Genomic DNA, 21,173 nt, shown 5'->3' with positions numbered 1-21,173 from the left:
GCTTACTCGGATTTTCTGCTGATGCTGGCGCCTACAGGCAGGACTTCCAGGCTGCGCCGGGCAAGCCCGGCCAATACGTCCTCGAAGCCGAACCGGGATGTCCAACCAAGCCCCTTTGCGGCGCGGGCGGGTGAATAGATCCGATCGATGGTCATCGGCAGCGCCCAACCCTCCCGCGTGAACGCGTCCGCAAGGGCCGGGGTCCGCTGCCGGAAAACGGAGGGTGCATCCCTGGCGAGGGCGTCGCAATCATCAGCGGAAAACGGGGTGGCTGCCGATATGATATAGCGCTGGAAACTTTCTCCCGCGTTGCCGAGTGCCAGTGCATGAGCATCTGCGACATCACGGATGTCGACGCCGCGATGCAGCCGATAGGCGGCCATTACGTCAGCGGGCTCCGGGAAACTTCTGGACATGCGCAGCACGCGCACGGCGAGACGCGGGCTGGCCATTTCTTTGAGCAGATGCTCGGCTTCGAGCTTCGTACGGTGATAGATGCTTTTTGGCTGGGGCGGCGTATCTTCATCGATAAAGGTGCAGCACCCCGCTGAAACCGCGTGTCCGTAGAGCGCCGTCGTGCTGGTGAAGACCAGCCGCTCAACGCCTGCCGCCATTGCCGCTTCCGCGACCATGCGGGTGCCGTCGACATTGATACGCTGAAACTCGGAGTCTGGCACGCAGCCGACATGCGGGGCATGAAGGGCCGCGGTATGGATTACCGCATCAGCCCGCTCGAAAGCTCTCTGCAGAAGCGCCTTGTCGGCGAAATCGCCGACGATAGGGGAGGCGGATCTACATCCGGCCGTGATCGAGCCACAAGCCCGCCGATTCCGCCACCGAACACTTCAGCCCAGATCATCGGCTTCCGGTGCCGCCTTGCTGCGCCTGCACATAGATTGAACGAGGTTGGGTCGGCTGTTGCATCGATGATGAAATCCGCCTCGCCAATAGCTTCCAGAACCGAATCCAGCATCAAGGACGATGTCTGGCTTCCCAGTTCGACGCGGTGCACCACAATGTCGGTATTGGATGCGAGTTGTCCGATGCGGTCGGCCAATGCATCGACCTTGTGCCACCCAATCGCCCATGCATCGAGTTCATTGCGGACCAGGTTTCCGGTCAAGAATATGTCTTCGTCAACGAGGACGTATTTCTTCACACCCGCTCGTGCGAGAGAGGCGGCGATTTTCGAGCCGATCGAGCCGCAGCCGACGATGGCCACACGGTTGCTGGAGACGGACTCGCGGTTCGAAGCCGACCGTTTCGATAGCTCCTGCTCCTCGATGATCCGGTACGGGACAAAGAACGGCTGGCCGTCCTTGCGCACTATATCGAAAGCGGTACGCCGTCCACTCTGCTCGAAGAGAACGATGAACGGTAACTGCGGCCCGGCAAGGAGTGAAGCGAGTTCAGGGACCCGATTGCTGAGATCGTTGAAGTGTCCACCCGGGTGCAGCGCCAGCGAATCCATGTTCTGGGCGGTCCGCATCAGATATCCGACACGCTCCCCTGGGGCATCCGGAGCAGGCCTCGGTGTTTTCCAGATCTCGTTACCCGTCGCGCCGATGGCGGTCAGGTGAGCTACCCTCTGTGTTCTACGGACGGTCATCGTGACCGCGATCTGAAGAATAGCTTCCGGGAGCTGGCCATCGAGTGATCGCCAGGCACCTTCCGGAACCATCAGTCGCCAGGTCTCGAACCGCAGCTCTCCCGCAAGCGTCGAGCGATGCTCCGACGGGACCGTACCGGACGTACCGTCCGAAGGTCGCTCGCCAGCAATTAGGCCGTAGGCGCTCTCAAGCATCATCGCACCGGTAACCGAGGGATCCCAATTGTCCGGCCGCCATTGCAAGCAAAGTTCGCCACCGGGGCCATACTGATGGGAGGACAACCGCTTCTCGCCGTAGGGCATCACGACGGGTGGTGTGTCTGGGAACGTGCCCGGGTAGATTACGGCCAGCTTGAACGTTTCCCCAGCGTGTATGACCTCGACATCCACACAGAGCTGGAAATCGGCGAGGTGCCTCGTGCGCACGCTTGTCAGCCAATCATGTTCTTCTTGGAGAGTGACGAAAGCTGCCTTCTCAGCTTTCGCCCTCTGCTGATCGAGCCACCACCAGATCATGCATAGCCCTGGGGCTTCGATGGGCGACGCTCGGCATTTGCAAAGCTCGGGGCCGCAACCGACCCAACAGCCGCAGCCGAGGCACCAGTGGCAGCCCGAAGCAGACGAGAGCCACCCGTGAGCCGATCCATCGCCCGCATTGAAGGCGCGTAACCCATTCTCGGGATAAGTGCGTTGGCCATATCCTGGAAGGTCGCGGCCTGCGCCGCTGCATAGAAGTCTGCTCGCGCCTGGCGAAGCCAAGCATCGAAGGCTTCTTTCTTCTTAGGATCACGATTCCATTTGTCGGCGAAATTTTCCATCGGGTCAGTGGGATTCGCTACGATCCACTTGGCACCGTCATAGACGATGAACTTGTCCATGTCGTTCAGGATGGCGAAGAGCGCACCGGAAACGGTGTCCTGGTTGTTGTAGGCATGAGCCGAAAGCGTGGTGATGATGACCGAGATCGGACGGAGGTCCAGTTCCCGCGCGAACATGTTGTCGCGATGCCTCTTCAGGATCATGATGGCGGACTGAAGGGGTGTCTTGACCTTGAAAGCGGGGAGGCGTTCCACGCTTGCGGTGACGAGGCCCTGCCTTCTGAGGGATTCCAGAACTGCACGCTGCCGGCGCTCGAATACTTCGGCCTGCCGCGACGCGAACCAGTTGGCGTAGCCCTTGGGATTCGACCGAGGCCAGTCATCGGTGAGCAACGTGTAGGTCGGCTCCCGTCGGTCGGTGATCGCAATCGCCGTGGATGCCCATCGGGCATCGAGAAAGCTCGCGGTCAGGAGCCTGTGCTGCTGGTCGTGGTTCGGCACGGCAGGGACAACATCCATATGGAACTGGGCACCGTCGGCATAGTCGAGGATCCAGCAGCGGTTCCCTTCACGGACAGGTTTCACCATCGCCATGGCATCATGATAGGCCTGTATCTCGACACCGAGCATGGCCTTCAGTTGCTGCTGTGTCTTGTCGCGTTTCGTCAACAAACGAAGCTCGACGACGGAGTCGACATCGTACTCTTCGGCATCGGTGTGCGGTCGGATAGCGGTTCCGAGACGGAAGGATCCCTGGCAGTAGACCTGCGGATCGAATTGGCGAACGGTGCTCGCCTCGCGATGGAGCCACCTTCCGAGGGAGGTGTAGCTCTGCTCTGCCTGCTCGTAGCGATAGTCAGGAACCTCGAGTTCCTTACGGAGGGCTTCGAGGAATGTTTCGATGGAATTCACATGCACGTTCATGACTGGGAGACCTCATGGCTACGCGTGAATAGGGTGGCTTAACTACAACTTCTGCTTGGTTTCACTGTTTGTTCTGAGGGGCATTTTCCGGGCACTTTTCGGTGCCCGGAAGTAGTCATTTGAGGCGTTGGCCAGTTTCAGTTTCCAAAATGGCCAGTACTAAGGCTATTTGGCCAGTACTAGAGTTGGTTTCTCATCAGATATCCAGATTATCCGCAAAGGCCGCTCGTTCCTGAATGAAGCGGAAGCGGGCATCGGCCTTGGTGCCCATCAGATTGTCGACGGCCTCGCGGGTGCCTTCGAAATCCACGTCGTCGATCTCGACGCGCAGCAGGGTGCGCTTTTCGGGATCCATGGTGGTTTCCTTCAGCTGCTGCGCCATCATTTCGCCAAGGCCTTTGAAGCGGCCGATTTCGACCTTCTTGCCCTTGAAGACGGTTTCCATCAGCTCGGCGCGGTGGGCGTCGTCGCGGGCATAGGCGCTCTTGGCACCCTGACGGATGACATAGAGCGGCGGCACGGCCAGATAGAGATGGTTGCCGCGAATGAGTTCCGGCATTTCCTGGTAAAAGAAGGTGATGAGCAGCGAGGCGATATGGGCGCCGTCGACATCGGCATCGGTCATGATGATGATGCGCTCATACCGCAGGTCTTCTTCGCGATATTTCGTGCGGGTGCCGCAGCCGAGCGCCTGAATGAGATCGGCGATCTGCTGGTTGGCGGAGAGCTTTTCGCGGCTGGCGCTGCCGACGTTGAGGATCTTACCGCGCAGCGGCAGGATGGCCTGATTGGCGCGGTTGCGCGCCTGCTTGGCGGAGCCGCCAGCCGAGTCACCCTCGACGATGAAGAGTTCGGCATTTTCGGCGGTGTTCTGGGCGCAGTCCGCCAGCTTGCCGGGCAGGCGCAGCTTGCGCACGGCGGTCTTGCGGTTGACTTCCTTTTCCTTGCGACGACGAAGGCGCTCTTCCGCGCGCTCGATCACCCAGTCGAGCAGCTTGTCCGCTTCGCCCGGATTGCCGGCGAGATAATGGTCGAAGGGATCGCGCAGCGCATTTTCAACGATGCGCTGGGCCTCGACGGTTGCCAGCTTGTCCTTGGTCTGGCCGACGAATTCCGGCTCGCGGATGAAGACGGACAGCATGCCGGCCGCCGAAATCATCACGTCATCGGTGGTGATGTCCTTTGCGCGCTTGTTTTGCGTCAGCTCGGCATAATTCTTCAGGCCCTTGGTGAGCGCGATGCGGAAACCGGCCTCATGCGTGCCGCCTTCGGGTGTCGGAATGGTGTTGCAATAGGAATGGATCTGCGTGTCGCCGCCATACCAGGTGACAGCCCATTCCAGCGCGCCGTGGCCGCCGGTCTTTTCGGTGCGGCCGGAGAAAATCTCGCGGGTGACGGTGAATTCCTTGCCGAGCGTGGCGGCGAGGTAGTCCTTGAGGCCGCCGGGGAAATGGAAAACCGCCTTTTCGGGTATATCGCCATCGGCCGGCACCATGCCGGGATCACAGCTCCAGCGGATTTCAACGCCGCCGAAGAGGTAGGCCTTGGACCGGGCCATGCGGAAGATACGGGCCGGTTCGAACTTGGCATGATCACCGAAGATCTGCGGATCGGGATGGAAACGCACGCGGGTGCCGCGGCGGTTGTGCACATCGCCCAGTTCCTCAAGCCCGCCAATCGGCGCGCCGCGCGAAAAACGCTGGCGATAAAGCTTGCGGTTACGCGCCACTTCCACTTCGAGAAGATCGGACAGCGCATTGACCACGGATACGCCGACGCCGTGCAGACCGCCCGATGTCTCATAGGCCTTGCCGTCGAACTTGCCGCCGGCATGCAGCTTGGTCATGATGACTTCGAGCGTGGATTTTCCGGGAACCTGCGGATGGTTTTCCACTGGAATGCCGCGGCCGTTATCAGTGACCGTCAGAAAACCTTCGGCATCGAGATGAACCTCGATGAAATTCGCGTGGCCGGCGACGGCCTCGTCCATGGAGTTGTCGATGACTTCGGCAAACAGGTGGTGCAGCGCCTTTTCATCGGTGCCGCCAATATACATGCCGGGACGCATGCGCACCGGCTCCAGCCCTTCGAGCACGCGGATCGAGGAAGCGCCGTAGTCGTCACCGGAAGGAGACACTGGCGCGGGCGGGGCAGGCGGCGTGACGGCCGCAACGGCTGCGGGTTTCGGCTGCACGTTCACATTCGCGGCTGCGGTCGCCGGGGCCTTTACGGGTTTGCCCGCGTCCTCGTTCGTTTCCGTTTCGCTGTTTTGTGCCGCCGGAAGACCGGAGAAGAGATCGTTGCTGTCGTCCATCATGTCCAAGGTTCAAAAATAGTGTCGTCAGAATTTCGCCAGGCGAATCATTTTGTATATGAGGCGATTATAGCGCCAAACGTGTAAGCCATGTGGCCGAACGCGGCGCGCCATACGCCAAGACCCATGTCAGGGTTTCGCAACAGGAGGATTGCGCCGCCGCCTTTGTGATGGCAAGTCTCGCAGCCACGAATGAACGGTTAACCAAGTCATGTCCACAGCTCATTTCACGTTTTGTACTCTTTTCTGCCTGACTGTTGCGGTGATGCCGGGCGCTGCTTCCGCTGCCGATGGGCCGCTGCGCCCCTTCAAGGACGAGCTGTTTTCCAGCCAGACGGTGCTTTCCACCGGAGATGGCGGCGCGTCGGAAGTCATCGATTATCAGGAGATGCGCGACATCAACGGCCGCGACGAGGTGCCGGAGCGGCGGGTGAAGCGGCAATATGTGGATATGACGCCGAAGAAGACGCAGGCGCTGGAAACGGTGTCGATTGAGGGCAGGGCGCTTGAGGTCGGCCGCGTCGGGCCGGCAAGCGGGCAGGCCTTCACGGTCATCTTCATCCATGGACGCGGCGGCGACCGGCGGCTCGGCATGAACGACTATACGTTCGGCGGCAATTTCAATCGGCTGAAAAATCTCGCGGTGGCCAATGGCGGAACCTATTATGTGCCAAGCGTGCGCTCCTTCGATGAAAACGGCGTTGCCGATGTTGCGGCGCTGATTGCCGATGCGGCCAAAAAGTCGGGCGGAAAGCCTGTTGTGCTCACCTGCGCCTCGATGGGCAGTTTCATCTGTTATGGCATCAGCCGCGACAAGCTTGCGGTCGCCAATCTCAAGGGTATGGCGATCCTTGGCGGTGCGGTCGATCCCGATTTTCCGAAAAGCGCCTTTGCCAAAGCGAAGAAACCGGTCTGGTTTACCCATGGCAGTGCTGACAAGGTCTATTCGGCCGACAGCCAAGCGACGATCTTTCGTGCATTGCTGAAGGCCGGGGAGCCGGCGCGGTTTACGCGGTTCGAGACCGGCAGTCACGGAACGCCGGTGCGCATGACCGACTGGCGGGCGGTTTTGAACTGGATTTTAAGTCGCTGAGGCCGCTGTTTTGGGTCAGCGGTGGCGAATTCTCAGAAATTGGCCGTCGTTTTGAACCTTCGGACCGCTTTTTTGTACCATTTATCGCCGGGGCCGTTTAAAGGAATATCCCGGGATTTCCGGCAGTGTTTCTGTCGCGATTATGGGCCGTGAGACGGCTGAGGGAAGGGGTGCTGCCAAAGGCGGCAGCCTCGAGACAAAGGGAATGGGATACGCATGACGCCGAATGTTCGACCGCTTGTTGCCGGAAACTGGAAGATGAACGGCACGCGTGCCTCGCTCGATCAGATCAAGGCCATGGCAGAGGGCGTCAAGGGCGCGCTGTCCGAGAAGGTGGATGCGCTGATCTGCCCACCCTCGACGCTGCTTTATGTGGCAACGGCGCTGTGCGATGACAGCCCGCTGATGATCGGCGGACAGGATTGCCATCAGAATGCATCCGGCGCACATACCGGCGATATTTCCGCCGAAATGATTGCCGACTGCTTCGGCACCCATGTCATCGTCGGCCATTCCGAGCGCCGCACCGACCATGCAGAGACGGATCATCTGGTGCGCGCCAAGGCCGTGGCCGCCCATCAGGCCGATCTCATCGCCATCGTCTGCATTGGCGAGACCGCCGATGAGCGCAAGGCTGGCCAGACGCTCGATATTCTCAAGCGCCAGTTGGCCGGCTCCCTGCCGGATGAAGCGTCGGCTGAAAATACCGTCATCGCCTATGAGCCTGTCTGGGCGATCGGCACCGGTCTCACACCCACCACGCAGGACGTGCGCGAGGCCCATGCCTTCATGCGCGACGAGCTCGTCAAGCGCTTCGGTGAAGCCGGCAAGACCATGCGCATTCTCTATGGCGGTTCGGTGAAACCCGCCAATGCGCTGGAACTGATGGGCGTTGAAAACGTCGATGGCGCGCTGATCGGCGGCGCCAGCTTGAAAGCCTCGGACTTCCTTTCCATCTATGCGGCATATGAGCAACTGACGGCCTGAGACCAGCTTTCCTGTCACAGGGGTTGGAAAGGGGCTTGGAATAAACCTTCGCCTCATGTAAAGAGCCGCGAAACCTTCTTTGTAGTGCTCCGCGCGGGGCATGGAATGGATTGTCATGCAGACCGTTTTGATTGTTATTCACCTCATGATCGTGCTGGCGCTTGTCGGCGTGGTCCTGATCCAGCGTTCCGAAGGCGGCGGCCTCGGTATCGGCGGCGGTTCGGGCTTCATGTCCGCGCGCGGAACGGCCAATGCGTTGACCCGCACGACGGGGATCCTCGCCGCGCTGTTCTTCCTGACGTCGCTCGGCCTTGGTCTTATGACCCGCTACGAATCGCGCCCGACCGACATCCTGAACCGTATTCCGGCCACACAGGGCCAGGGCAACGGCATTCTCGACACGCTCGGCCCGGCAACGACGCCCGCAACACCGGCTCCGGCTGGAAATGGCGTTCCGACCAATAGTGGCGCAGCCGCACCCGCACAGACGGCTCCGGCCGCTTCCGGCACGGCCGCTCCGGCACCGGCGCAGCCCGCCGATCCGAACGCAGTTCCGACCGGTCAATAAGCCCGGTTCTGATTTAACGCTCCGGCAGGCCAAAAGCCTGCCGGTTTTCTTTTGTTCGTATTCCGGCCAGTTGAATTACACATTCGTCAACAGCGAATTTGTAACAGCATGAAATTTGGGCTGGCGGAATCAGAGGTAAAAAGGTATCCGGTGAATCCCATGGCGCGATATGTATTCATCACAGGCGGCGTGGTCTCCTCTCTCGGTAAGGGCATCGCAGCTGCGGCACTCGGAGCTTTGCTGCAATCCCGTGGTTATCGGGTGCGGCTTCGCAAACTCGACCCCTATCTGAACGTTGATCCCGGCACCATGAGCCCGACACAGCACGGCGAAGTGTTCGTGACGGATGACGGTGCCGAGACGGACCTCGACCTTGGCCACTATGAACGCTTTACCGGGCGTTCGGCCACCAAGACCGACAACATCACCACCGGTCGCATCTACAAGAACATCATCGACAAGGAACGGCGCGGCGATTATCTCGGCGCAACGGTTCAGGTCATTCCGCATGTCACCAACGAGATCAAGGATTTCGTGATCGAAGGCAATGACGATTACGACTTCGTCATCTGTGAGATCGGTGGCACGGTGGGTGACATCGAGGCGATGCCGTTCATGGAAGCGATCCGTCAGCTCGGCAACGACCTGCCGCGCGGCACGGCGATCTATCTTCACCTGACGCTGATGCCCTATATTCCGGCGGCTGGCGAATTGAAGACCAAGCCGACCCAGCATTCCGTCAAGGAACTGCAGGCACTCGGCATTCATCCCGACATCCTGCTGGTGCGCGCTGACCGGGAAATCCCGGAAGCCGAACGCCGCAAGCTTTCGCTGTTCTGCAACGTGCGTCCTTCCGCCGTCATCCAGGCGCTGGATGTGGCGAATATCTATGACGTTCCGATTGCCTACCACAAGGAAGGCCTCGATTCGGAAGTGCTGGCCGCGTTCGGCATAGAGCCGGCGCCAAAGCCGCGCCTGGAGCAGTGGGAAGAGGTTTGCAACCGTATCCGCACGCCGGAAGGCGAGGTCACGATTGCGATCGTCGGCAAATATACCGGCCTCAAGGATGCCTATAAGTCGCTGATCGAGGCGCTGCATCACGGCGGTTTTGCCAACCGCGTCAAGGTCAAGCTGGAATGGATCGAGTCGGAGGTCTTCGAAAAGGAAGATCCGACGCCCTATCTCGAAAAGGTCAACGGCATTCTGGTGCCCGGCGGCTTCGGCGAGCGCGGTTCGGAAGGCAAGATCATGGCGGCGCAGTTCGCGCGTGAGCGCAATGTGCCCTATTTCGGCATCTGCTTCGGCATGCAGATGGCGGTCGTGGAAGCGGCCCGGCATCTCGCCGGCATCGAGAATGCCTCCTCGACCGAATTTGGTCCGACGTCCGAGCCGGTTGTTGGCCTGATGACCGAATGGGTGAAGGGCAACGAGCTGGAGAAGCGTTCCTCCAAGGGCGATCTCGGTGGCACGATGCGTCTCGGCGCCTACAAGGCGGCGCTGAAGAAAGACACCAAGATCGCCGATATCTATGGCACCACGGATATTTCCGAGCGTCACCGTCACCGCTACGAGGTGAATGTGGACTACAAGGACCGGCTGGAAGAATGCGGCCTGGTCTTCTCGGGCATGTCGCCGGATGGTGTGCTGCCGGAAACGGTGGAATATCCTGACCACCCGTGGTTCATCGGTGTTCAGTATCACCCTGAACTGAAGAGCCGCCCGCTCGACCCGCATCCGCTTTTCGCCAGCTTCGTTGAAGCGGCGGTGGAGCAGAGCCGGCTGGTTTGATGGTTTGAAGAATATGAAAAGGGTCGCGACAGCGGCCCTTTTTTTCGTGCACGCACCCACCGCCAAAGTTTCGACGATGCGTCTTGCTCGGTCATCCTCGGGCTGACCCGGGGATGACGGAGGAGAGGGTACGACTAGTCCGAAGATGCACGGTGCGGTGGATCGCCGGGCTGCCTCATGCCAGAAAGTTCTGTCTCCGCAACCACGCCTCGTACCAGCTTGGCCACTTTTCCGATGGGGTGCCGGCCTTGCCCATGCCAAAGCCGTGGCCGCCGGACGCTATTGGATGAAGTTCAACATCCACACCAGCCTTTTCACAGGCCTCTCGCATGATACGGCTGTTGGCGGGATTGGAAATCCTGTCATCATCCGCCTGTGTGAGGAAGACCGGAGGGCAGTCTTTGCTCACGTGACTTTCCACCGACCATTGCCGCGTTGCTTCATCTGCCGGGTGCCCGCCGACGAGAGATCTGCGGGTTGATGTGTGGTCATAGGGAGCTGCAAGCGTAATGACCGGATAGATCAGCGCTGCGACATCCGGCCGGGCTGATTGCCTGTCGATGTCATCGACGCCTTCGTAAGACGTGAACGCCGAACGGGCGGCCGCGAGCCCCATCAAGTGCCCGCCAGCAGAAAAGCCGAGCGCGCCGACCCTGTGTGGATTGATCTGCCATTCCGGAGCGCGTGCACGCACCAGACGAAATGCCCGCTGCGCATCCTGGAGCGGTGCGAGCGGCCCGGCGGCCCATGCTTCAATTGGCAGGCGATAGCTGAGGACAAAAGCGTAAATGCCTCTGGCCGCGAGCCAGCGTGCAGCGGGATAGGATTCCTTGCCTTCCTCTATGCGTTTATATCCGCCACCACCGGCTATGATCATTGCGGCCCCATTGGGCCTGTCAGGGGCAAATATCTCAAGGCTTGGTACGGCGATATTGGTGACTGCGCCTTTTTTGCTGATTTCCGCAGGGCCGTCCGGGCCACCGCCACCGGGAGGCAGGCCGGGCCAGAGGGCAATGCGAGATCGATTGTTCTCAGCGAACAGGTTGGGGACTTTCATCGCTGTTGTGAGGAATGCGCCCGCAAGAAGCAGGCTGCGGCGGCAGATCATGACGTCATCCTCATCGCGCATTTGGATCCGGTATTCCCCCGGAAGAGCAGTGTAAGAGGCCGATATAAAAAACCAACAGGACAATATGGAGGCAACCGGATATTCCGGTTCGCGCCAGCGATGTCACGGCCGGCCTGCGGCGTGTCAATCGAACAAACAAAAACGGGCCCGAAGGCCCGTTTCCATGTCCGTTGCATGTGACCGGCTTATTTCGGGCCGATCATATTTTCCGGGCGTACAAACTGGTCGAATTCCTCGTTGGTGAGGTATCCACCACCAACGGTTTCTTCGCGCAGCGTCGTGCCGTTCTTGTGTGCGGTCTTGGCGATCTTGGCGCAGATGTCGTAGCCGAGCTTGCCGTTCAGCGCCGTCACCAGCATCAGCGAGTTTTCGACGCCCTTTCTGATATTGTCTTCGCGGGCCTCGATGCCGACGACGCAGTTGTCGGTGAAGGAGACGGCGGCATCGCCCAGAAGCTGGACCGACTGCAGGAAGTTGTAGGCCATCATCGGGTTATAGACGTTGAGCTCGAAGTGGCCCTGCGAACCGGCAAACGAGAGCGCTGCGTTGTTGCCGAAGATGTGGGCGCAGACCTGGGTCAGTGCTTCCGACTGGGTGGGGTTGACCTTGCCCGGCATGATCGACGAGCCCGGCTCGTTTTCCGGCAGCGACAATTCACCGAGACCGGCGCGCGGGCCTGAACCGAGGAAGCGGATGTCGTTGGCGATCTTGAAGAGTGCAGCGGCAGCCGCATTGATCGCGCCATGGGAGAAGACCATGGAATCATGCGAGGCGAGCGCTTCGAACTTGTTCGGCGCGGTGACGAAGGAAAGGCCGGTGATCTTGGAAATCTCGTCGGCAACCTTTTCGGCAAAACCGATGGGAGCGTTGAGGCCCGTGCCGACGGCCGTGCCGCCCTGGGCGAGCTTGGAAAGCGCGGGCAGGGTGGTTTCAATGTTGGCGATGGCGGAGGCGACCTGCGCGGCATAGCCGGAGAATTCCTGGCCGAGCGTCAGCGGGGTCGCATCCTGCGTGTGGGTACGGCCGATCTTGATGATCTTCTCGAACTGCTTGACCTTGGCTTCCAGCGCCTTGTGCAGGTGCTTGAGGGCGGGCAGCAGGTGGTGAACGATCTCTTCCACGCAGGCGATGTGCATGGCCGTCGGGTAGGTGTCGTTCGAGGACTGGCTCATATTGACGTGGTCATTGGGGTGGACGGGCTTCTTGGTGCCCATTTCGCCGCCGAGCATTTCGATTGCACGGTTGGAAATCACCTCATTGGCATTCATGTTGGACTGGGTGCCGGAGCCGGTCTGCCAGACGACGAGCGGGAAATGCTCGGTCAGCTTGCCGTCGATGACTTCCTGTGCGGCGGCAATGATGGCGTCGCCGACCTTGGGGTCGAGACCGGCCAGCGCCATGTTGGCGCGGGCGGCAGCCTGCTTGACGATGCCCAGCGCACGAACGACAGAGGCGGGCTGCTTTTCCCAGCCGATCTTGAAGTTGCCGAGCGAGCGCTGCGCCTGCGCGCCCCAATAGCGATCGGCCTGAACTTCAATGGGTCCAAATGTATCGGTTTCCGTCCGTGTGGCTGTCATCAATCTTGCCTTTTTACTCGTGTTCCTCCGCCAAAACGGCGCCTTCGCCCGCCTTGCGCGGCCGATATATAGAATCATCGCGCCGGCAATGAAAGCGCTGCAATGCGGCAGAGGCAGATATTTCCCGCCGCGTTAGGGCGATTTCGGCACGAGCGCAGGGCCGGGGTGAAAAACGAACCGGCGTGGCATTTTTACTACGTCCCGAAATGACCGGAAAACCGGGCTTTCGGTGGCATGTGGGTGGTGCTGGGAGCCACGGCAAAGTGAATGAAATAAATAGAAATTTAACCATTCTCGCCAATTCTGGAAATTACGTTTTTATGGCTTTGGCTGTATCATAAGGTTCATTTCGGCACGGTTGTGAACTTTGGGCGTTTCTTTTCAACGGGCCGTTGATCGGCTAGACAGGCATGAAACTGATGCCCGCCGTTTTCCTGGCGGTGCTGGGTGCTACGAGGATCAAATTGCAAGTCACATCTGGAAAAACATCGGCAGCGCTGGTGCTGGTTCTCGGTCTTTCCGTTTCCACCGCTCTTCCCGGCAGCGCCGGTGCGGTAACGCTGATGGACCTTCTGCGCGGCGGCCCGGGCAAGGTTGCGCGTGACCGTGGTGAATTGCCGCCGGCCGGTATCGTCACCTCGCCGTCGGTTTCAGGGCCGAGCGCCGATGCTTCCGATCCCGAGCCCCTGCCGCGCGTTTCCGGCCCGCGTTATTACGACTACAAGGCGGATACCGCCCGCGCCGTGAACACGGCCAATTTCAGTGACGATCTCGCCAATCTGAAGTTCAGCGCCACGCCGGAAATCGCCAAGGCACTGGAAGCCTATTACGGCGCCGGCGGCAAGACGCTGTGGGTTTCCGGCGGCGAGCTGACCGAGCGTGCCAACGCCGTCATCGCCTTCTTCGAGACGGTTGGCGAAAGCGGCCTTGATCCGGCCGATTACAGCATTTCCGCACCGGCAAAGGATGTGACCGCCAGCATCAGCAGCAATGCCACGGGCACGACGGCAACCGGTACACCGGTGGAAACGGCATCGGCATCGACCTCCGACGCCTATCAGCGGGCGCAGATGCGGTTCGAACTGGCGCTGTCTGCCAAGGTTCTGGCCTATGTGCAGGATACGACCCGCGGCCGTGTCGATCCGAACCGGCTCTCCGGTTACCATGATTTCAAGCGCAAGACGGTAAACCTCGCGCCGGTGCTGAAGCTTGCGGGCCTCAGCCCCGATGTCGCTGCCTATCTGCGCAGCCGCGAACCATCGAGTGCCGAATATCAGGCGCTGAAGGCTGACCTTGCCCGCCTGCGCGGTGAGGGCGATGCGGCTCATACCGTCCGCGTTCCCGCCGATCTGGTGCTGAAGCCCGGCAATAGCAGCGCCGACATGGCCAATGTGGTCAAGGCGATCGAACATCGCGCTTCGCCGGCCTTCAAGGCCGAACATGCGGCGATCATTTCCGGCTACCAGCAAACGCAGGACTATACGCCTGATCTCGTCGATCTGGTGAAGGCGTTCCAGAGCGAAAACGGCCTCAAGCCAGATGGCGTCATCGGTCGCGCCACCGTTCGCGCCATGGTTGGCGAAAGCAACGAGGCGAAGATCGCCAAGGTGCAGGTGGCCATGGAGCAGATCCGCTGGCTGCCGGCCGATCTCGGCCAGCGTTACGTCCTCATCAACCAGCCCGCTTTCATGGCCTATTACCACAATGATGGCGTGGAACAGTTCGGCATGAAGGTGGTCGTCGGCTCCAAGGCCAACCAGACCTATTTCTTCCAGGACGAAATCCAGACCGTCGAGTTCAATCCCTATTGGGGCGTGCCGCAGTCGATCATCGTCAACGAGATGCTGCCGAAGCTGCGCCGCGATCCGTCCTATCTCGACCGGCTGGGTTACGAAGTGCAGGTGGGTGGCCGTGCGGTCTCCTCCACCAGCGTCAACTGGTACGGCTCGACCAACGCCGTTTCAGTGCGCCAGCCGCCGAGTAGTGACAATGCGCTGGGCGACCTGAAAATCCTGTTCCCCAATGCGCATGCGATCTACATGCATGACACACCGGCCAAGAGCTTCTTCAACCGCGACATGCGGGCGCTGAGCCACGGCTGTATCCGTCTGGTCGATCCGCGCCGCATGGCGGCTGCGGTTCTCGGCACCAGCGTCGACAAGGTGGGCGAGCAGATTGCTTCGGGCAAGAACCGCGCCGTGCAGGTGCCGGTGAAAATCCCGGTCTATGTCGCCTATTTCACCGCCTGGCCGGACAAGGATGGCAAGGTGCAGTTCTTCGATGACGTCTATGATCGTGACAGCTATGTGCAGAAGGCGTTTGCCGTGACGACAAAGGCGCGGGCCGCGTCGATCTGATAAATCGCATTGAGAGAAAAGCGCCGGAAACGGCGCTTTTTTTGTTTCGCCCGCTTATGGTTCCGGGGTTTGTGGCTTGAAGAGTTCGAACGCCAGTTCGTCATCGCTATCAAGCAGGCTGGCGAGCCTCAGCGCTTCTTCCAGCGGCGATTTGCGGACGAGCAGTTCATAAAAGAACAGATGCACGAACAGCGGTGTCGCGGCGCCGTCTGGATAACCTGATGACGCCACATAGGCTTTTGCGCCGCCCTCGATGAAGGCTTTGGCGAAAGCCCCTGAGCCCGTGCAGCAGGCCGTGCTGAAAACCACGGTGTCGCGCAGATCGACGGTTCCGAGGAACGCTTCGGCGGGCATGCTGCCGTCCAGCAATTTCATCCGGGTCACTTCAGGGTCGAATTCGCCGACCACAAGCCCGTTTTCATCGCCATGGCCGCTGATGATGAGATAGGGCGGCGGGTTGTCGGGTTGTTTCAGGCACACCAGAATATCTTCAGGGGTGCCGGGAAGGTGCAGCCGGACCGATGCGCCAAGGCTTTCCAGCACCGCTCTCAGAAGCAGGGCTTCGCCGGTATCGCCAATGGCGATGATGCTGACGGCGGCGCGGGGAAAGAAGAATTTGTGATCGACCATGGCGAAGCTGCCGATATCACGGCGGTTTACGCCGCCGCGTCGCGTCCGGTCAGCAACCGGCCCACCAGATCGGGCGTCAGTGCTGCAAAACCATCGATCACGACGTCAGGCTCCAGCTCGGCCATCGGCACATCCGTGTAACCGAAGGTCACGCCGATCGACGGTACGCCGGCGTTCTTTGCGGCGAGAATGTCGTTGATGCTGTCGCCGACCATGATCGAGCGTCTGCTATCGCCGCCGGCCTTTTCGATGGTGCCGAGAATATGGCGGGCATCCGGTTTGCGGAAGGCGAAGGTGTCGCCGCAGGTGATGGCCGCGAAATATCGCGTCAGCCCCAGTTTTTCGAGCAGCGGCACAGCGAGGATTTCAGTCTTGTTGGTGCAGACGGCAAGCGTGATACCGGCTTCCGAGAGCGCATCCAGCGTGTTGACGATGCCGGGATAGGGGCGGCTTTCACCCGGCATTTCGGCGCGGTAATGGGTGATGAAACGCTCATAGAGCGGATCGATCTCGGCTTCCGGCAGTTCCGTCTGGCGCAATGCGAAAGCCCGCTTGATCATCACCCGCGCACCCTGGCCGACGAGGTGGGTCAGGTCGTCATAGGTGACGGGCGCAAGGCCGGCAACGGCGATGGTGTGGTTGAGGCTCGAGACCAGGTCGGCGGCGGTATCGACGAGCGTGCCGTCGAGATCGAAAATGGCAAGCGGAGAGAGCGGGCGGGATGTCACGGGAACGGGCCTCTTGGAGAATGCGGGTGTCGAGGTGTCGGTGCTTTCATTCGCGCCAAGCCTAGGCAAACGGGCCTGTCTTTGCAACCGCGTCACAACGTTCTGTTCGTTGGCTTGAAAAAGGCTTTCGTTTGGCTTTCGACCCGTGTAAACAGCACGGCGACGACAAAGCTACCGGAGTTTCAGGCACATGGATGCCCGCCAGATGAAGATCAAGGCCGCCGAGGCCGCATTGTCCCACGTGCAAGACGGGATGAGGCTTGGTATCGGCACGGGTTCGACGGCCGAGGAATTCGTCAGGCTTCTGGCCGAGAAGGTTGCTGCCGGCCTGAAGGTCGAGGGCGTTCCGACATCCGAGCGCACCGCGCGTCTCTGCGTCGAGCTTGGCGTGCCACTGAAATCTCTCGATGAATTGCCGGAACTGGATTTGACCATCGACGGCGCTGATGAAGTCGATCATGCGCTGCGCCTCGTCAAGGGCGGCGGTGGTGCTCTTCTGCGCGAAAAGATCGTTGCGGCGGCATCTGCGCGCGTGATCGTCATTGCCGACCAGAGCAAGGTCGTCGAGACGCTGGGCGCCTTTCCGCTTCCCATCGAAATCAACCCGTTCGGCCAGGTGGCGACACGCATCGCCATTGAAAAGCTGGCGGCTCGATCCGGTCTTTCGGGCGCACTGACAATGCGTTCATCCGGCGACGGCGCCTTCATGACGGATGGCGGACACCTTATCCTCGACGCATCTTTTGGCCGTATTCCTGATGCAGAAGCGCTAGCACGCGAGCTGAACACGATTCCCGGTGTCGTCGAGCACGGACTTTTCATAAATTTGGCATCGCTTGCCATTATCGCGGGTCCTGAAGGCGCCCGCGTGATGCAGGCAGTATAACAGGAGCGAGATTTTCATGATCAAACTAGCGGGACTGGGCAAAGCTGCCGCTGCTTCGATCCTCATTTCCGGCGTTGTGTTCGGTACTGCCGTACGCGCTCAGGAAATTTCGGAAGCGCATGTTGCTGCCGCACGGCAGGCAATCGCCTCTCTTGGCGTTACCGACCGTTTTGACGACATTCTGCCTGGACTGGCCGAGCGTCTGAAGGCCGAACTCATTCAGGCCTCGCCGAACGTCGAAGACGCCATCACCGAGACCGTCGATGCCAAGGCTCTCGAGCTTGCGCCGCGCCGCGCCGATCTGGAGCGCGAGGCTGCACTCACCTATGCGCGCGCCTTCAGCGTTGAAGAGCTGAACGCCATTTCCGCCTTCTACAGCAGCGAGGCGGGCAAGAAGCTTCTGAAGGATGGCCCGATCGCCACGCGCGAACTGATGAAGGCCGCCGATATCTGGGCTGCCGGCATCAACCGCGATCTCAACGCGTCCAGCATGTCTGAACTGCAGAAGGTTGCCGGCGCTGATCTGAAGCCGCTTCCGGCCGACCAGAACGCCACGGGCGGCGCTCCGGCTGCTCCCAAGCCCTGATTGAATGAACAGACAATTCAGAAATATTCAAAGCCCGGTCGCAAGACCGGGCTTTTCATTTGTGCGTCGCAGCACCTATATGTGCCGTGAAGACGCCACCATTCGCCTTGAGGGCTGATGGCGTGGTTTTGATCAGGGGTTTTGACTATGACAGCTTATGACTACGATCTTTTCGTCATCGGTGGCGGCTCGGGCGGCGTGAGAAGCGGCCGCGTGGCGGCCTCGCTCGGCAAGCGCGTGGGGATTGCTGAAGAATATCGTTATGGCGGCACCTGCGTCATTCGCGGCTGCGTGCCGAAGAAGCTGTTCGTCTACGCCTCGCAGTTCCCCGAACATTTCGAGGACGCCGAAGGTTTCGGCTGGAGCGTCGGTGAGCGCAGCTTCGACTGGAAAAAGCTAATCGCGGCGAAGGACAAGGAAATCACCCGTCTCGAGGGGCTGTATCGCAAGGGGTTGGAAAACGCCAAGGCCGATATTTTCGACAGCCGCGCCGAACTGGTCGATGCCCATACCGTGAAGCTGACAAAAACCGGTGAGACCTTCACGGCCGAGCGTATCGTTATTGCCGTCGGCGGCACGCCGAACGAGCACAGGGCGTTGCCCGGCCATGAGCTGACGATTTCGTCCAACGAGGCGTTTAATCTGGAAGAACTGCCGAAATCGATCCTGATTGCCGGCGGCGGTTACATCGCTGTTGAATTCGCCAATATCTTCCACGGGCTCGGTGTTGAAACGACGCTGATCTATCGCGGCAAGGAAATCCTCTCACGGTTCGATCACGACATGCGCAAGGGCCTGCATGAGGCGATGGAGGCCAAGGGCATCCGCATCATTCTCGAAGATATCATCGAGGAAGTCAGCAAGGATGGTGCCGATGGTTTCGTGGCGCGCACCAAGCAGGGCAGCTCGCTGCATGTCGGCCTGGTCATGCTGGCGCTCGGCCGTGATCCGAATACCAAGGGTCTGGGTCTGGAAAATGCCGGTGTGAAGCTGGATGCGCGCGGCGCGATCATCGTTGATGATTATTCGCGCACCAACGTGCCGAGCATTTTCGCGCTGGGCGACGTCACCGACCGGGTACAACTGACGCCGGTGGCGATCCATGAGGCCATGTGCTTCATCGAGACCGAATACAAGAACAACCCGACCAAGCCGGATCACGAGCTGATTGCAACGGCGGTGTTCTCGCAGCCGGAAATCGGCACCGTCGGTCTTTCGGAAGAGGAAGCGGGCAAGAAATATCCGGAGCTGGAAGTCTATCGCGCTCAGTTCCGGCCGATGAAGGCAACGTTGTCCGGCCGCCAGGAAAAGACGATCATGAAGCTGATCGTCAATGCCGCCGACCGCAAGGTTGTTGGCGTGCATATTCTCGGCCACGAAGCGGGTGAGATGGCGCAGCTTCTCGGCATCACGCTGAAAGCCGGCTGCACCAAGGATGATTTCGACCGCACCATGGCGGTTCATCCGACGGCCGCTGAAGAGCTGGTGACGATGTATTCGCCGAGCTACCGCGTGGTGAATGGCGAGCGCGTGTAGCGCTGACACAAGCGTGATATGATCGCTGTCCGAATTCGCCCGCCGCCCTTCGAAAACGGATGTTTTCTGGATGGCGGCGGGTCGGTTAAATCGTTTGAATTGACTTTTGTGCATCTGGAGTGCCCAAAAGGGGCAGATTGAGCCCGATAGCCCTGACATCGGCTATGCAAAGCCGATGCTTGGAGCTATAAGCCGCTCAATTTTTCGAGGCGGTCGCGCGACAGTCGCGCGGGCGAAAAAAGGGTAAGAACATGGCACAGAATTGGACACCCGGCAGTTGGCGGCAGAAACCGATCCAGCAGGTTCCCGAATATCCTGACGCAGCAGCGCTTGCTGCAACGGAAGCCACACTTGCGACCTATCCGCCGCTGGTTTTTGCCGGTGAGGCCCGCCGCCTGAAGAAACAGCTCGCCAATGTGGCTGAAGGCAACGCCTTCCTGCTGCAGGGCGGCGATTGCGCCGAAAGCTTCCTCGAGCATGGCGCGGACAATATCCGCGACTTCTTCCGCGCTTTCCTGCAGATGGCCGTTGTGCTCACCTATGGCGCGCAGCTGCCTGTCGTGAAGGTGGGGCGTATTGCCGGCCAGTTCGCCAAGCCGCGCTCTTCCAACGTGGAAGTGCTCGATGGCGTGACGCTGCCGTCCTACCGCGGTGACATCATCAACGGTATCGAATTCAACGAAGGTTCGCGCATACCGAGCCCGGAGCGCCAGCTCGACGCCTACCGCCAGTCGGCCGCGACGCTGAACCTGCTGCGCGCTTTCGCGATGGGTGGTTACGCCAACCTTGAAAACGTTCACCAGTGGATGCTCGGCTTCATCAAGGACAGCCCGCAGGCGGATCGCTACCGCAAGCTGGCCGACCGGATTTCCGAAACCATGGACTTCATGAAGGCGATCGGCATCAGCGCGGACAATAATCCGAGCCTGCGCGAAACCGACTTCTTCACCAGCCACGAGGCCCTGCTGCTTGGCTATGAAGAGGCGCTGACCCGCATCGATTCGACCTCCGGTGACTGGTACGCGACATCAGGCCACATGATCTGGATCGGCGACCGCACGCGTCAGCTTGACCATGCGCATGTGGAATATTTCCGCGGCATCAAGAACCCGATCGGCCTGAAATGCGGTCCGTCGCTGACGCCCGACAATCTGATCGAGCTGATCGATGCGCTGAACCCGGCAAACGAGGCCGGCCGCCTGACGCTGATTTGCCGTTTCGGCCATGACAAGGTGGCGGACAGCCTGCCGAAGCTCATTCGCGCCGTCGAGAAGGAAGGCCGTAAGGTCGTCTGGTCCTGCGATCCGATGCATGGCAACACGATCACGCTCAACCACTACAAGACGCGTCCGTTCGAGCGCATCCTGTCGGAAGTCGAAAGCTTCTTCCAGATCCACCGCGCCGAAGGCACGCATCCGGGCGGCATCCACATTGAGATGACCGGCAAGGACGTGACGGAATGCACGGGTGGTGCACGGGCCGTGACGGCGGATTCGCTGTCGGACCGTTACCACACCCATTGCGATCCGCGCCTCAATGCCGATCAGGCACTGGAGCTGGCGTTCCTTCTCTCCGAGCGCATGAAGAGCGGCCGGGACGAGAAGCGTCTGGCGATTGCCAACGCCTGATACAAAGAGCGATCA

The 21,173-nt window shown here is 60.2% G+C and carries 17 protein-coding genes; 9 read left to right on the top strand and 8 right to left on the bottom strand.

Features of this window, described 5'->3' with window-relative positions:
- Nucleotides 1-2: 2 nt before the first annotated feature.
- From QSV77_RS06375 to parE, 4 genes are all read right to left on the bottom strand, one after another.
- Nucleotides 3-749 carry an NAD(P)-dependent oxidoreductase gene (locus QSV77_RS06375; protein ID WP_302733895.1) on the bottom strand — a complete coding sequence of 249 codons (747 nt, stop codon included), beginning with the start codon at nucleotides 747-749 and terminating at the stop codon, nucleotides 3-5.
- Nucleotides 716-2,125 carry a ThiF family adenylyltransferase gene (locus tag QSV77_RS06370; RefSeq protein ID WP_302732867.1) on the bottom strand — a complete coding sequence of 470 codons (1,410 nt, stop codon included), beginning with the start codon at nucleotides 2,123-2,125 and terminating at the stop codon, nucleotides 716-718. The genes QSV77_RS06375 and QSV77_RS06370 overlap by 34 nt, the downstream gene beginning before the upstream one ends.
- Nucleotides 2,122-3,351: a nucleotidyltransferase gene (locus QSV77_RS06365; protein ID WP_302732866.1), complete on the bottom strand. Its 1,230-nt coding sequence runs from the start codon at nucleotides 3,349-3,351 to the stop codon at nucleotides 2,122-2,124. Before QSV77_RS06365 ends, QSV77_RS06370 begins: the two co-directional genes overlap by 4 nt.
- A 196-nt stretch (nucleotides 3,352-3,547) precedes the next feature.
- The gene (parE, locus tag QSV77_RS06360) at nucleotides 3,548-5,668 is read right to left on the bottom strand and encodes a DNA topoisomerase IV subunit B (RefSeq protein ID WP_302732864.1); all 2,121 of its coding nucleotides are present in this window, start codon (nucleotides 5,666-5,668) and stop codon (nucleotides 3,548-3,550) included.
- 208 nt (nucleotides 5,669-5,876) lie between these two features.
- Here parE and QSV77_RS06355 point away from each other — a divergent pair, with 208 nt between their 5' ends.
- The 4 genes from QSV77_RS06355 to QSV77_RS06340 all read left to right on the top strand — a co-directional run bounded on the left by QSV77_RS06355 (nucleotide 5,877) and on the right by QSV77_RS06340 (nucleotide 10,101).
- Nucleotides 5,877-6,758 (top strand): alpha/beta fold hydrolase, encoded by an 882-nt coding sequence (locus QSV77_RS06355; protein ID WP_302732863.1) that lies wholly within the window; start codon nucleotides 5,877-5,879, stop codon nucleotides 6,756-6,758.
- Between the two features lie 216 nt (nucleotides 6,759-6,974).
- Nucleotides 6,975-7,745 (top strand): triose-phosphate isomerase, encoded by a 771-nt coding sequence (gene tpiA / locus QSV77_RS06350; protein WP_142839841.1) that lies wholly within the window; start codon nucleotides 6,975-6,977, stop codon nucleotides 7,743-7,745.
- Between the two features lie 115 nt (nucleotides 7,746-7,860).
- Nucleotides 7,861-8,313: a preprotein translocase subunit SecG gene (secG, locus tag QSV77_RS06345; RefSeq protein ID WP_142839840.1), complete on the top strand. Its 453-nt coding sequence runs from the start codon at nucleotides 7,861-7,863 to the stop codon at nucleotides 8,311-8,313.
- Nucleotides 8,314-8,472: 159 nt separating this feature from the next.
- Nucleotides 8,473-10,101 carry a CTP synthase gene (locus QSV77_RS06340; RefSeq protein WP_161991195.1) on the top strand — a complete coding sequence of 543 codons (1,629 nt, stop codon included), beginning with the start codon at nucleotides 8,473-8,475 and terminating at the stop codon, nucleotides 10,099-10,101.
- A gap of 175 nt (nucleotides 10,102-10,276) precedes the next feature.
- Here the strand turns inward: QSV77_RS06340 and QSV77_RS06335 are convergent, their stop codons facing one another.
- On the bottom strand, nucleotides 10,277-11,209 hold the full coding sequence (locus tag QSV77_RS06335; RefSeq protein WP_302733894.1) for an alpha/beta hydrolase: 933 nt from the start codon (nucleotides 11,207-11,209) through the stop codon (nucleotides 10,277-10,279).
- 206 nt (nucleotides 11,210-11,415) lie between these two features.
- Nucleotides 11,416-12,807, bottom strand: a complete 1,392-nt coding sequence (gene fumC / locus QSV77_RS06330; RefSeq protein ID WP_142839837.1) for a class II fumarate hydratase — start codon at nucleotides 12,805-12,807, stop codon at nucleotides 11,416-11,418.
- Nucleotides 12,808-13,307: 500 nt separating this feature from the next.
- On the opposite strand from fumC, the gene QSV77_RS06325 reads away from it, so the two are divergent.
- Nucleotides 13,308-15,164, top strand: a complete 1,857-nt coding sequence (locus QSV77_RS06325; RefSeq protein WP_161991219.1) for a murein L,D-transpeptidase — start codon at nucleotides 13,308-13,310, stop codon at nucleotides 15,162-15,164.
- Nucleotides 15,165-15,218: 54 nt separating this feature from the next.
- Here QSV77_RS06325 and QSV77_RS06320 read toward each other — a convergent pair whose 3' ends face one another.
- Together QSV77_RS06320 and QSV77_RS06315 are read right to left on the bottom strand one after the other, a co-directional pair.
- Complete coding sequence (locus tag QSV77_RS06320) at nucleotides 15,219-15,794, bottom strand: hypothetical protein (protein WP_302732862.1); 576 nt, start codon at nucleotides 15,792-15,794, stop codon at nucleotides 15,219-15,221.
- A 26-nt stretch (nucleotides 15,795-15,820) separates the two neighbouring features.
- A complete protein-coding gene (locus tag QSV77_RS06315) occupies nucleotides 15,821-16,522 on the bottom strand; it encodes an HAD family hydrolase (RefSeq protein ID WP_302732860.1) in 702 nt (233 codons plus the stop codon).
- 190 nt (nucleotides 16,523-16,712) lie between these two features.
- Between QSV77_RS06315 and rpiA the strand changes: the two genes are divergently transcribed.
- From rpiA to QSV77_RS06295, 4 genes are all read left to right on the top strand, one after another.
- Nucleotides 16,713-17,408, top strand: coding sequence for a ribose-5-phosphate isomerase RpiA (gene rpiA, locus QSV77_RS06310; protein ID WP_003502924.1), 696 nt, complete (start codon nucleotides 16,713-16,715; stop codon nucleotides 17,406-17,408).
- A 16-nt stretch (nucleotides 17,409-17,424) separates the two neighbouring features.
- A complete protein-coding gene (locus tag QSV77_RS06305; RefSeq protein WP_046800065.1) occupies nucleotides 17,425-17,994 on the top strand; it encodes a DUF2059 domain-containing protein in 570 nt (189 codons plus the stop codon).
- A 147-nt stretch (nucleotides 17,995-18,141) separates the two neighbouring features.
- Nucleotides 18,142-19,530: a glutathione-disulfide reductase gene (gene gor / locus QSV77_RS06300; protein WP_302732859.1), complete on the top strand. Its 1,389-nt coding sequence runs from the start codon at nucleotides 18,142-18,144 to the stop codon at nucleotides 19,528-19,530.
- A gap of 251 nt (nucleotides 19,531-19,781) precedes the next feature.
- Nucleotides 19,782-21,158 carry a class II 3-deoxy-7-phosphoheptulonate synthase gene (locus QSV77_RS06295; protein ID WP_142839833.1) on the top strand — a complete coding sequence of 459 codons (1,377 nt, stop codon included), beginning with the start codon at nucleotides 19,782-19,784 and terminating at the stop codon, nucleotides 21,156-21,158.
- The last annotated feature ends 15 nt before the right edge of the window (nucleotides 21,159-21,173 follow it).

The organism is Agrobacterium sp. V1 (assembly GCF_030518355.1).
GTDB lineage: Bacteria > Pseudomonadota > Alphaproteobacteria > Rhizobiales > Rhizobiaceae > Agrobacterium > Agrobacterium cucumeris.
Note: the sequence above shows the minus strand (reverse complement) of the source record. Positions and strands in the feature narration are given on the sequence as shown.